4 protein-coding genes are annotated in these 14352 nt (G+C 58.9%); all 4 read left to right on the forward strand.

Translation table 11 applies throughout. From position 1 onward, the window contains the following. The first annotated feature begins 330 nt into the window (after positions 1 to 330). The 4 genes from ACSQ36_RS02470 to ACSQ36_RS02485 all read left to right on the forward strand — a co-directional run bounded on the left by ACSQ36_RS02470 (position 331) and on the right by ACSQ36_RS02485 (position 14259). Complete coding sequence (locus tag ACSQ36_RS02470; protein WP_436180788.1) at positions 331 to 2646, forward strand: type I secretion system permease/ATPase; 2316 nt, start codon at positions 331 to 333, stop codon at positions 2644 to 2646. Continuing rightward, on the forward strand, positions 2643 to 3920 hold the full coding sequence (locus ACSQ36_RS02475) for an HlyD family type I secretion periplasmic adaptor subunit (RefSeq protein WP_255631768.1): 1278 nt from the start codon (positions 2643 to 2645) through the stop codon (positions 3918 to 3920). Before ACSQ36_RS02470 ends, ACSQ36_RS02475 begins: the two co-directional genes overlap by 4 nt. A gap of 6 nt (positions 3921 to 3926) precedes the next feature. After that, positions 3927 to 6122: a TolC family protein gene (locus tag ACSQ36_RS02480; protein WP_436180789.1), complete on the forward strand. Its 2196-nt coding sequence runs from the start codon at positions 3927 to 3929 to the stop codon at positions 6120 to 6122. A gap of 664 nt (positions 6123 to 6786) precedes the next feature. After that, entirely contained in the window at positions 6787 to 14259 is a 7473-nt protein-coding gene (locus ACSQ36_RS02485) for a YadA-like family protein (RefSeq protein WP_436180790.1), read from the forward strand. Positions 14260 to 14352: the final 93 nt, after the last annotated feature.

Below are 14352 nucleotides of genomic sequence, written 5' to 3' on the forward strand. Positions count from 1 at the left end.
AAGCCGCTGATTTTTCAGCTCATGTTCACGAACAACTCAAGAGTTCGGCATCCGTTTAATTAGGACCATTCTCATGGTTCTCTGAGCCTCCGACGACGAGAATCAACTCATCGCATTAAGTCAGTGCGCTGAGCAGCAATTACGGATTCCCTTCGCTGTTTGTATTTAGGACGCTTCTTATTTTCGGTGTCCGAGCCCGTGCAGATAATGCATCCGCTGAAATAAATGCATCCCGCGACGAATCGTTCCGCGTCGTTACCGAACGACGTATCCACCCCGGCCGGTCCGGAGGCCCAAGCCTCCTCACCGGACGCTCAAAAGTCAAATGCCATGAAAAATGAAGTACCGGGCGCGATAACGCCCATTCAACCGGACGGCGACGATGCATTGGCGCTATCGACGAAGGTTGACGACACGCTGTTGAAAAGTCTCGTATGGATGGCCGCCTATCACGGCAAGCCGACCAGCGAAGCGGCAATGCTCTCGGGCCTGCCCGCGGGACGATTCATTTCCCCCAAGCAAGCACAGCTCGCCATGGAGCAGTCGGGTTTCAATGTCGGCGTGGTCGAACGCCAGCCCAACGAAGTGTCGCCCATGTTGCTGCCGGTCATCCTGTTCCGCAAGGATCACGGTGGTTGCGTCCTGCTCGGCCGCGCGCCCAACGACGTCAAGGTCATCAAGCCGGCCGCTGAAATCAAGGAAGGCCAGCAACCGGCCCAGGACGAAATGGAAGCCGCCTACCTGGTGGTGCTGCCGGAGACGGGCTCGAAGGTCGTCTCCATCGGCGTCAGCCAGCTCAAAGCCAACTACACCGGCTTTGCGATGCTGGTGAAGCCCGTTGGCAAGGTCGACATCCGCGCAGGCATACCTGAGGAGAAGTCGGACGGCCACTGGCTGTTGAGTACGTTGTGGCGTTATCGCCGTTATTACTGGAGCGCCGCCCTTGGTGCGCTGCTGATCAATGTGCTCGCGCTGGCCGGCACCTTCTTCACGATGAACGTCTATGACCGCGTGGTCCCGAACCAGGCGTTTGTCACCTTGTGGTCGCTCGCGATTGGCGTGGCGATCGCCATGCTGTTCGAGTTCATTGCAAGAAACGTCCGGGCTCATGTGCTCGATGTCGCCGGCAAGAAAGCCGATCTGATCATGGGCGCCATGTTGTTCAAGAAGGCGCTCGCGATTCGCATGGAGCACAAGCCGGCATCGTCGGGCTCGTTTGCCAACCAGTTGCGCGAGTTTGAATCGGTACGCGACTTCGTCGCTTCAGCCACGCTCGCCACGTTGTCGGATTTGCCCTTCACGTTCCTGTATATCGCGGTGATCTTCATGATCGGCGGCATGCTTGGGTTTATCCCGCTGCTGCTGGTCCCCGTGATCATCGGCGTGAGCGTGTTGATTCAATGGCCGCTCAAGAAGGTGATGAAGGAAAACCTGCGCGAATCGTCGCTCAAGCAAGGTGTCCTGATTGAAAGCGTGGAAGGCATTGAAACGCTGAAGGCCACTGGCGGCGAGCGTTACATGCAGGAACGCTGGGAACTGTTTTCAGCCAAGGCGTCTGACACTTCGATGAAATCGAAGCATCTCTCGGCGCTCGCCATGAACTTCGTCTCGTGGATCACGCAGTTCGAAACGGTGATGATCGTGGTGGCCGGCGTGTACATGATTTCCGCAGGCAAGCTGACGCAGGGCGCGTTGATCGGTTCTGTGATCCTGGCTTCGCGAGCATTGGCGCCGCTGGCGCAAGTGGCCGGTCTGGCTGTGCGCTTCCAGCAAGCCAAGGCTGCACTCGACTCGCTCAGCGGGCTGATGAAGAAACCGGTGGAACGCGATCCGGACGTCCAGTATTTGAACAACCCGGGTATCAGCGGCGCGATCGAGCTCCGTCAGGTGGGCTTCCACTACCCGGTTCAGAACGGCATGAAGCCGCCTGAATTCCTGAAGAACATCAACATCGACATTCGTGCGGGAGAACGCGTCGCCATTCTGGGCCGCGTAGGTAGCGGCAAGTCATCGTTGCTGCGCGTGATGTCGAATCTTTATCGTCCGACGAGCGGCCAGGTGTTCAGCGACGGCATCGATATCACGCAAGTCGATCCGGCCGACTGGCGCGAAAAGGTGGGCTATGTGTCACAGGACAGCCGCCTGTTTTATGGATCGCTTCGTCAGAACGTGATGATTGGCCGTCCCGATGCAAGCATCCACGAGTTGCTGCGAGTAGCCAAGCTGACCGGACTCGACGCAATAGCCGCTGGCAATCCACACGGCTGGAACATGCAGATCGGCGAAAACGGCGACGGTTTGTCGGGCGGTCAAAAGCAACTTGTCGCCATCGCTCGCTGCCTTATCGCGCGTCCCACGCTCATTTTGATGGACGAGCCGACCAGCGCAATGGACACGCAAACCGAGAGCGCATTCATCAGGGATCTGGCCGAAGCCACGCGCGGCACCACGCTGGTCGTGGTCACGCACCGGCCCTCGCTGCTGCAACTGGTTGATCGCATCGTGGTTATAGATGCAGGAAAAGTGGTCACCGATGGCCCGAAGGAAGAAGTGCTTGCCGCGTTGCGCAACCCTGCCGCTCCAGCCGTGAGTCACGCGCAGGGAACCGATACACAGGCGCACGGCGCCATCAAGGAACCATCATGAAATTATTTACACGATTGGGCTATTGGGCCCGCTCACTGACGCCGGGCGGCCGCAAAAAGAATGCCGCGCCTTACGTCCATCCGGCTCACACGGCCTACATGAACGACTTGCGCGAATCGATGCTCGCGCAGTCGATCCCCGGCACCATGGCCATGCTCTACCTGGTTGCCGCCGTGATTGTTGGCGGGTTGATCTGGGCGAAATTTGCCCACGTTGAAGAAGTTACGCAGGGACAGGGGAAAGTGGTTCCGGTCATGCGTGAGCAGATCATTCAGAGCCTGGAAGGCGGAATTCTCGCCGACATGCATGTGAAAGAAGGTGACGTAGTCGAGAAGGGCCAGTTGCTGTTGAACATTGACCCGAAGCGTGCTGATTCGTCGTACTCCGAAGGTCATTCCAAGCTGATCGGTCTCGAAGCCAAGGTTGCACGGCTGCGTGCCGAAGCAAATGGCACGGCCCTCGTGTTTCCCGACGATGTCCTAAAGGACCCGGCCGTCGTCCTGAGTGAGACGCAGACGTATCAATCACGTCGCCGCTCCCTGCAAGACACCGTGGCTTCGCTTCAAACAAGCTATGGGCTGGCGATGAACGAAATCAACATGACGGAACCGCTCGCAGCGCGTGGCCTGATTTCGGAGACCGAAGTTCTGCGCATGAAGCGCAGCGCGAACGAGTTGCAGTCGCAGATTGTGGATCGCCGCAACAAGTACAAGTCCGATGCCAACGACGAAATGTCGCGCCTCGACCTCGAGTTGTCGCAGACGAAGGAAAACCTGGTAGGACGCGCTGACGTGCTGGAACGCACCACGCTGGTCGCGCCGGTCAAGGGCACGGTCAAGGACATCAAGATTACGACTATCGGCGGCGTGATTCAGCCAGGCGCGCAGATCATGAGCATCGTGCCTTATGCCGACCAGTTGATTGTCGAGGCGCGTATTCAGCCGAAAGACGTGGCCTTTCTTCATCCGGGACTCCCGGCCATGGTCAAGATTTCTGCTTACGACTTCGGGATTTACGGTGGCTTGAAGGGGCATGTCATTGACGTCAGCCCGGACACGCTGCAGGACGAGAAAGCGGCGCCGGGCAAACCCGATGCCATCTATTACCGGGTACAGGTTCTGACTGATAAAAGCGAACTCGTGGCCGCCGGCAAGCATTTGCCGATCATTCCCGGCATGACCGGCAACGTCGAAATTCGCACTGGCGAAAAGACCGTGCTCTCGTACCTGCTGAAACCCATTTTCAAGTCGCGTGAAGCGTTCCGCGAGAGATAAGTCGACATGTCAACACAATCAAACCAAGTGCGGTTGATCCGCGCCGGAAACAAGCTTGATGGCGCGCTTCCGTATGGCATCACCCCGAACCGGACGTTGTTCTCCGCGATGGGCGTATTGGTCGGTAGCGGTGTTATCGGGCTGGCATTCAGCGCAACGGACGCAAAGGCCAGGTCTGCGCTTGACGACATGGCGTGGGCGCCGCAGCAGTCACGGCTAACCCAGCCGGCAGCTTCGGTCGACAACAACATGGACGGGGCGGTAGCGCTGGCTCGCGCCATAGCGCCGGGCGCACCGCGAGCCCAGCCGGTGGCGGTGGCTCCTGCCGCGGCTGCCGTGTATGAGTCGCCGCAAGCGGTTGCGGTGTCACGCGCTATTGAAGCGAATCCCGCGGCCATGCAGCCCTTGCAGGCAAGCGCTAGCGAAGCGGTGCAACCCTCGGCCGCGCGTTCAGGCGCGAGCTTGCCGCCGTTATCGGGCAGTTTTGCCCAGGCCTTCGCGAACGCCGGCATTGTGCAAGCTTCGCAGCAACCCGCCGTGCCGGCAGTTCAGGCCGCGGTGCCGCAGATTGCCGTCCCTGCGTCGGCCGCTGCGTCAGCCCCTTCCGCGCCGCGTCCGGAATTTACCGCTACCAATAGCGCACGCATCGGCATGGCGCAGTCGCCTATTCGCGCCGTCAGCCCGGCGCAAACAGCATCCGCCGTTTCTCCACGGATGCCCAACGTGCTAAGCGATCTCCAGTCACTGCGAGGCTCGCTGGCTACGGGCAGCACTGCACAAGCAGACAGTGATTCGTCGTCCGTATCAGGTGCAGGCATGGCGAACAAGGTATCGGTGCAGGCCACGCTTGACGCCCGATCGGCCATGGTGATGGCCAATCCGCCGGCCGGCATTCGCCGCACCGTGCGCACCATGCGCTCGAACGACCAGACGTATTCGGACTGGCTGGACGACGGCAGCACGTCGCGTTCGGTCCTCGATACAGCGGTCGTGCCGGAGCAGGCAGTACGCGCCGCCCTGCGCAACGCGGCAGACGCCGCTGCTGCGCGCAGCCCGGCCCTCAAGCAGGCGCGCAATGACTGGGACGCGGCAAAGTTCGACATCGATCAGGTGAAGGGCCAGCGTTATCCGCAGATCCAGGTCGGCGCGAATTCGCCTGCCATTACCGGCGACAGCGCGAGCTTCAACCAGTACAACCGTCCGACCGCGAGCGTTGCGATCACTACCCTGATCTATGACTTTGGCAAGACGAGCAAGAGCATCGACAGCCGCACGAAAACGGCGCAGGCCGCGGAGCTGTACTACCAGACCCTGGCGCAGCAGAATGCTTACGACACCTCGAGCAGCCTGGTCGAGCTGGCCAAGAACCGCGCCGTGTATGCGATTGGCGAGAACTACGTGAAGCGCATGTCGCAACTCGTGCAAATGCTGGAAGAGATCGTCAAGGCCGACCCGGGTCGCCTGAGCGAGTTGACGCAAGCTCAGGCCCGATTGCTGCAGGCCCAGACGTCCCAGGCAACGGTTGCAGCACAAGTGCGCACGCAAGAGATCGCGGTCCGCAAGCTGGTAGGCGAAGAGCCCACTCCCATGCCCGGCGGCGTTCACTGGCAATTCATGCTTGATGGCGTAGATTCAGCGGTCAGCGCCGTGGCGCAGAACCCGGCAATCGCGCAGGCTGACGCGGAAGCCGAAGCTGCGAAGTTGAACGCTCAGTCGGTGCGGGCAGACTCAATGCCCAAATTGAACTGGGTGATCAACAAGAATACGGCGCCGGACGTGTTCGGCAACCGTCAGCCCTGGTCAACCATGCTGCAACTGTCCTGGACGCCATTCCAGGGTGGCAGCCAGCGTGCCGCCGAGCGCGCAGCGCTCTCGCGTGCTTCGTCGAGCCTTGATAAGCGCGACCAGCTGGCGCTCGACTCGGAATTCAAGGTACGGGATGCCTACCATGACGCGCTCGCCATGAGCACGCGCGCCAAGCTGTACGACCAGCTTTCCACGGAATCGGATCTGATCCGCAAGCAGTTTTTCGAGCAGTGGTATCACCTGAACCGACGGACGTTGCTGGACGTGTTGTCCGCTGAAAGCGATTTCTATAACAACCAGGTTAGCGCAGTTACAACGCAGTTCGACGCCTATCAGGCTGTTCTTAAAATCCATCTCAATAATGGCACGCTGGATTCGTGGTTGACGGGCGCTTGACAGCCCGGAGTCGCTGTAAATTAATCCGCTAGATCAACGTTTTTATAGATTGCCGAACGGCATGGATTCGCACGTATTTTCAAGGCCAATTAACGACTTGTCGTTAATTGGCCTTTTTCATTTTTATAAATTGATTGATTAAGTCTGTTGGTCATTAATCGAATCGGCATATTTATTAGTAACTTATATTTTACAAATTTCGACAATTTATGACGAAATTGACGTTGCTTCGGTTGTCAGCGTGCAACGCTTTTTCTTTATAAGAATAATCCTAATTGAATGAGGCCGTTTAAGAGGCGGGGTGTGTGCCGGCCTCTTCGCCTTTGCCAGCAATGGACTTGACCAAATAACCGGTGCGCGGCTTCCTGGATTCGTACGGAGGATCAATGTCGAGAAACAAGGATTCAGTTTGCGAGACGCAAATTAGGAGTTTTCGCATTAAGTAGCTTCGGTTCCAAATCTATAGTTCGTTTGCGTTCACAAGAACCGGGCCTCACAAGTAACCCCGGTTTCAGTGCTTCGGTATTAAAGAACCGAAAGAGGCATCGAACGCCGAGCGTTACGCGGAAGCTGCAAACGCATTGGCCATCCGGAATAAAGGTGGCGATCGATCTCTGCCGAGCCGCAAGGCGATTTTCTATTTTTGTAAAAAGGTATTCATAGCATGAACAAGTCATACAAATCAGTCTGGAATGAATCGACGGGATCATGGGTCGCAGTTTCGGAACTGGCAACTGGACGCAGCAAGAGCAAGCGTGCAAAAACAGCCATCTCCAAGGCTATCCTGACGCAGATCGCGGTCGGCGGCATGAGCCTGGCAGGCGCCGGCGTCGCCATGGCTGACGACACCGTCAAGTCGGGCACGAACGCGACTGTCAATATTGCTGACGGCGTAGCGATTGGTGTCAATTCGGAAGTCGATGCAGACGCAGCGGCCCCCACCAAGATTGGCGGTATCGCGATTGGCGATTCGGCGTACTCAATGGGTTCGGGCGTGGCCGTCGGCCAGAACAGCCAGGCCAGCTCGGACAGCCTTGCGTTTGGTTCGGCTGCAGTGGCTGGAAACGGCGGCACGGCAATCGGCGCCAACGCTTACACGATCAACAACGGTGGCGTTGCAATCGGTCAAAGCGCTTCGGCAACGGGCTCCGGCGCCATGGCTTTGGGCATGAACGCCTCCGCATCGGGTTCCGGTTCGGTAGCACTGGGCCAGGATTCAGTTGCAACCGACAAAAACACGGTATCGGTAGGTAACGCAACAACGCAGCGCCAGATCGCGAATCTGGCTGCCGGCACGCACGCTACGGACGCAGTGAACCTGGGTCAGTTGGCAGCAGCAGGCTTGAACATCAACACGAGCGGCGTGGTTCAGAATGCATTCGTGGCCTATGACACCACGGCCAAGACGGGCGTGACGCTGGGCGTTGGCACCGCAGGTGCGCAAATTCATAACCTCGTTGCCGGTGTTGCTGACACGGACGCAACCAACGTTGCTCAGTTGAAGGCATTGGGCGCGACCATTGGCACGAGCGGTACGGTGACGAACTCGTTCGTTTCTTACAGCACGACTGGCAAGGACCTGGTTACGTTGCTGGGCGCGTCGGGCACGAAGATCTCGAACGTAGCAGCAGGCACAGTCGGTGCGACGAGCAAAGACGCTATCAATGGTTCACAACTGTACGCTGCTGAAAACAGCGTAGCCACAATATTGGGCGGCTCGGCCGGCGTCAACGCTGACGGCACCATCAAGGCACCGACCTACACGGTCGGCGGCAAGACATACAACACACTGGATTCCGCGCTGACGGCTGCTGCCGCGGCAACGGGTACGGGCGGTTCGGCCGCCAACAGCGTCGTCTATGACCAAGTGGGCCAGACCTCAGTAACCCTGGGTGCTGCAGGCACGCCGGTCAAGATTTCGAACGTGGCGAACGGCACGACCGCCAATGACGCAGTCAACCTCTCGCAGCTCACTTCGGCAACCGCGGGTTTGGCAACGGCAGTTGGGAACTCCAAGTACATCGGCATCAGCACGGTCATGAGCGGCAGCCAGGCGCAGGCCAGCGGCCAGGACGCGGTCTCTATTGGCGGCAATGCTTTTGCCAGCGGTGACGAAACGCTCGCTCTCGGAACGAACTCCAAGGCTACTGCGCTCAATTCCATTGCGATCGGCTATGGCTCGAATGCTAACCAGGCAAACACCGTTTCTATCGGAGCGCTGGGCAAGGAACGTCGCCTGACGAACGTGGCAGCAGGTACGGGTAACACCGACGCAGTCAATCTCGGTCAGGTCATGACCCTGTTGGCTAACGAAAGCACTGGCCTTCAGGCTACGCTGAAGAGCTCGCCGACCCTGTTGGGCGCAAGCAGCCCGGCTCTCCTCGGTGCAAGCGGCGGTCTCCTCGGTGACGTCACGCCGATCACGCTGGATCAGGTTATTGCCGTCGGTCCGACCAACAAGCTCGGTTCAATCTCGGCAATCGGAACGGATTCAGTTTCTATCGGCTTGAACACGTCGTCGACCAACACGAACTCGGTCGCAATTGGTTCGAACATCAATTCAGTCGGCGTGAACTCCGTGGCAATGGGTTACGGCACGATTGCCAACGGTTCGAATTCGATGGCGTTCGGCAGCAACGCAACCTCGGTATCGGACGGCGGCCTGTCGATCGGCAATTCGTCCGCTGTTGACGTGGACTCACCGGACGGTATTGCGATTGGTACAAACGCAGAGTCCGCCAACGACCGCGCAATCGTCATTGGTAAGAACTCAGGTGCTACCGGCGTGCAATCGTTGGCCTTGGGCAACCAGTCCATGGCGCTTGCTGATGGATCGTTCATCATTGGTAACAACAGCACGGTAACAGGTACAAATTCGTATGTGTTGGGTAGCAACAATGCGAAGGTGTCGGGTAGCAACAGCGTGGTCCTCGGTAACGGCAGCGATGGCACGCAAAGCAATGTCATCTCTGTTGGCGCGAAGGGTTCGGAACGCAAGATCGTGAACGTCGCAGCAGGCACGACCACGACCGATGCAGTGAACCTGGGTCAGATGACGACCGCAATCGCAAGTGCAACGGCCAGCACGGGTGCGAACCCGAACGCTGTTTCGTATGACACCTCGGCGCACGACAAGATCACGCTGGGTACGGCTGGCACAGCTGGCACGCCGGTCACGATCGCAAACGTAGCTGACGGCAAAGCCAATAACGACGCAGTGAACGTTGAGCAATTGAAGGCAGCTGGCCTGAATATCGACACGAACGGCGTGGTTCAGAACGCATTCGTGGCATACGACAGCACGGCCAAGACTGGCGTAACGCTGGGTAACGGCACGGTTGGCGCGCAGATTCACAAATTGGTTGCCGGTACGACAGCAACCGACGCAGTGAACCTGGGTCAGTTGACAGCAGCAGGCTTGATCGTGAACTCGAGCGGTGTGGCTCAAAACGCATTCGTGGCATACGACAGCACGGCCAAGACTGGCGTAACGCTGGGCACGGGTACGGTTGGCGCGCAGATTCACCAAGTCGTTGCCGGTACTACGACAACCGACGCAGTGAACCTGGGTCAGTTGGCAGCAGCAGGCATCATTGTGAACTCGAGCGGCGTGGTTCAGAACGCGTTCGTGGCATACGACAGCACGGCCAAGACTGGCGTGACGCTGGGTACGGGTACGGTTGGCGCGCAGATTCACCAAGTAGTGGCAGGCACGACCACGACCGACGCAGTGAACCTGGGTCAGTTGGCAGCAGCAGGCATCATTGTGAACTCGAGCGGCGTGGTTCAGAACGCGTTCGTGGCATACGACAGCACGGCCAAGACTGGCGTGACGCTGGGTACGGGCACGGTTGGCGCGCAGATTCACCAAGTCGTTGCCGGTACCACGACAACCGACGCAGTGAACCTGGGTCAGTTGGCAGCAGCAGGCATCATTGTGAACTCGAGCGGCGTGGTTCAGAACGCGTTCGTGGCATACGACAGCACGGCCAAGACTGGCGTGACGCTGGGTACGGGTACGGTTGGCGCGCAGATTCACCAAGTAGTGGCAGGCACGACCACGACCGACGCAGTGAACCTGGGTCAGTTGGCAGCAGCAGGCATCATTGTGAACTCGAGCGGCGTGGTTCAGAACGCGTTCGTGGCATACGACAGCACGGCCAAGACTGGCGTGACGCTGGGTACGGGTACGGTTGGCGCGCAGATTCACCAAGTAGTGGCAGGCACGACCACGACCGACGCAGTGAACCTGGGTCAGTTGGCAGCAGCAGGCATCATTGTGAACTCGAGCGGCGTGGTTCAGAACGCGTTCGTGGCATACGACAGCACGGCCAAGACTGGCGTGACGCTGGGTACGGGCACGGTTGGCGCGCAGATTCACCAAGTCGTTGCAGGTACCACGACAACGGACGCAGTGAACCTGGGTCAGTTGGCAGCAGCAGGCATCATTGTGAACTCGAGCGGCGTGGTTCAGAACGCGTTCGTGGCATACGACAGCACGGCCAAGACTGGCGTGACGCTGGGTACGGGCACGGTTGGCGCGCAGATTCACCAAGTGGTTGCAGGCACGACAGCAACGGACGCAGTGAACCTGGGTCAGATGACGACGGCAATCGCAAGTGCAGTGACTACCGGTGGTGCAAACCCGAACGCTGTTTCGTACGACACCTCGGCGCATGACAAGATTACGCTGGGTACGGCTGGCACAGCTGGCACGCCGGTCACGATCGCAAACGTAGCTGACGGCAAAGCCAATAACGACGCAGTGAACGTTGAGCAATTGAAGGCAGCTGGCCTGAATGTCGACACAAACGGCGTGGTTCAGAACGCATTCGTGGCATACGACAGCACGGCCAAGACTGGCGTAACGCTGGGCAACGGCACGGTTGGCGCGCAGATTCACCAAGTAGTTGCAGGCACGACCACGACCGACGCAGTGAACCTGGGTCAGTTGCAAGCAGCGGGCATCGTTGTGAACTCGAGCGGCGTGGTTCAGAACGCGTTCGTGGCATACGACAGCACGGCCAAGACCGGCGTGACGCTGGGTACGGGCACGGTTGGCGCGCAGATTCACCAAGTCGTTGCAGGTACCACGACAACGGACGCAGTGAACCTGGGTCAGTTGGCAGCAGCAGGCATCATTGTGAACTCGAGCGGCGTGGTTCAGAACGCGTTCGTGGCATACGACAGCACGGCCAGGACTGGCGTGACATTGGGTGTCGGCACAGCTGGCGCGCAGATTCACAACCTCGTAGCAGGCGTAGCTGATACGGACGCAACGAACGTTGCTCAGTTGAAGGCAATGGGCGCTACGTTCAACTCGAGCGGCGTGGTTCAGAACGCGTTCGTGGCCTACGACAGCTCTGCCAAGACCAGTGTAACGCTGGGTGCAGCAGGCACGCCGGTCAAGGTTGCAAACGTAGCTGACGGCGTTGCCAACAACGACGCAGTGAACGTTGAACAGCTGAATAGCGCTATCAGCACAGCGACGTCCGCTAACCAGATCCTGAGCTCCAGCTTGAAGTATGTCCGCTTCGGCGCCAGCTCTGCGGCTACGGCGCAAGCAACGGGCACGGATTCAATGGCAATCGGCGGCAATGCATTCGCCAACTCAACAGGTGGCCTGGCCTTCGGTCTGAATTCGCGTGCAACGGGTGCAAACTCGGTGGCACTGGGTACGGGCTCGCTGGCTAGCGTGGACAACACGGTATCGGTTGGTACGCAGTTCGCACAACGTCGGATCGTGAACGTGGCAGACGCCACGGGCAACAACGACGCTGTCAACCTGGGTCAGGTTGAAACCATGTTGGCAGGTGTAACTGCCACGCAAACGCCGGTCAAGTCTGTGCAGCAGCTTTCAGCGACGCGACTCGGTAGCAACGCAGACGGTTCGCCTGCCACCGTGTTTGCCTTGACAGATGTAATGGGCGTAGGCACCACGGACAAGCTGGGTCAGGTTGAAACGTCCGGTACTGATTCAATCGCAATTGGCTTGAACACGAAGGCCAACGCTGACAACACAGTATCGATTGGTACGAACGTCAGTGCGACGGCTAACCAGGCGGTCGCTATTGGTAGCGCAGTGATCGCGAACGGCGTCGGCGCCACGGCAATCGGCGTGAACGCTTCGGTTATTGCTGACCGTGCGCTGGCAATTGGTAACGGTTCGGATGCTGAGAACACGGACTCGATCGCCATGGGTACGAACGCAGCAGTGGGCGGCTCGGGCACAAGCGGTATCGCGATTGGTAACGGCGCGGCAGTCAGCGGCTCTGGCACCATCGTAATGGGTAACAACAGCTCGGCGTCAGGCACGAACACGGTTGTCATCGGCAATAACATTGTTGGTTCCAAGGCGAACACTTATGCTTTGGGCAGCAACAGCGTGATTCTCGGTAACGGCAGCGATGGTTCGCAGAGCAACGTTGTGTCTATCGGTGCCAAGGGTTCGGAACGCAAGATCGTGAACGTGGCTGCTGGTACCACGACCACGGACGCGGTCAACCTGGGTCAGATGACCTCGGCAATCGCCGCAGCAGGAACAGGCGGTGGCGGTTCGACACTGATCACGCAAGCTGCTGCAGGTGCTGACCTTCTGGTTGGCGGTGCAACGGACGGTACGCATGTGAACTTCGCTAACAACGCGGGTGTCGCACGTGAACTTCTGGGGGTAGCGGCAGGCACGAAGGCCACGTCCGCAGTGAACCTGAGCCAGTTGACGCCGGTAGTTGCGGCTCTGGGTGGCGGCGCAGCGATCAATTCGACCACGGGTGCCGTAACTGGCCCGACGTATTCGATCGGTGGTCACACAACCACGAACGCAGGCGATGCATTCAAGGACGTTGATACCGGCCTGACGAACCTGAACAACGCGGTCGCAGCAATCTCGGCGGATACGGGCGGTACGGGTCTGGTTGCTCAAGATCCTACGACGCAAAACATCACCGTCGGCAAGATGACTGGTGGCACTGTTGTCGACGTAACGAATTCGTCGGGTGTTCAGCGCACGATCACCGGTGTAGCTGCCGGTGCCGTGAACTCGTCGAGCTTCGACGCAATCAACGGCTCGCAACTGTTCAACAACGGGCAAAGCATCGCAACCGCGATCGGCGGCGGCGCGCAAATGAACTCTGACGGTTCGTTCACGCAGCCTACGTTCAACGTGGGTGGTGGCACGGTTCATAACGTCGGTGACGCAATCAGCAACCTCGACAGCCGTGTTACGCAGAATGCGGACAACGTGACGAATCTGCAGACCACGGTGAACAACATCACCGCAGGTGGCGGAGTGGCAGCGCCGAACGCAGTGTCGTATGACTCGTCAGCACATGACCAGATCACGATGGCTGGTACGGCTGGTACGAAGTTGACGAACCTGACGGCAGGAACGTTGGCAGCAGGTAGCACGGATGCAGTAACCGGCGACCAGTTGTACACGACGAACCAGGACGTTGCTGCTCTTCAAGCTTCGGTGACGAACATCGCCGCGACGGGCTCCACGAGTATCGGCATCAACGGTATCAACGGCACGAATGGCGCGGACGGCACACCGGCTGCAGCAGCATCGGCAACTGGCAGCGACGCAATCGCCATGGGTGACAACGCTTCGGCTTCCGGCGATCACGCAGTTGTGATTGGTGGCGGCGCAAGCGGTACGGGTGACGGCACGATCGCTATCGGCGGCAACGCTGGTGCGTCGGGTACGAACTCGATCGCTATCGGTAACGGTGCTACGGCTCCGGCGAACAACGCAGTCGCACTGGGTGCAAACTCGGTGGCAGATCGTGACAACAGCGTTTCGGTTGGTTCGCAAGGTAACGAGCGTCAGATCACGAACGTTGCAGCGGGTACGCAAGGTACGGATGCAGTCAATCTGAACCAGATGAACTCGGCAGTGGGCGGTATTGCTCGCAAGGCGTACAGCGGTATTGCGGCAGCCACAGCGCTGACGATGATCCCGGACGTCGATGCTAACAAGACGTTGTCGATCGGTATTGGTGGCGGTACGTTCCAGGGCTATGCAGCATCGGCCATTGGCGGTACGGCTCGTATCACGCAGAACATCAAGGTGCGCGTAGGCGCAGGTTGGTCGGCAGCGGGTACGACGGTTGGTGCGGGTGCTTCGTACCAGTGGTAATCAGGGCTTAAGCCTCGGGCCCGGTTCGTCAAGAACCGGGCTGGTTCAAGGGCTTTTGCACTACAAGTTGTTCATGTTGTAGCAGTACCTTAA

Origin of the sequence: Caballeronia sp. LjRoot34 (assembly GCF_964253815.1) — a bacterium.
Lineage (GTDB): Bacteria > Pseudomonadota > Gammaproteobacteria > Burkholderiales > Burkholderiaceae > Caballeronia.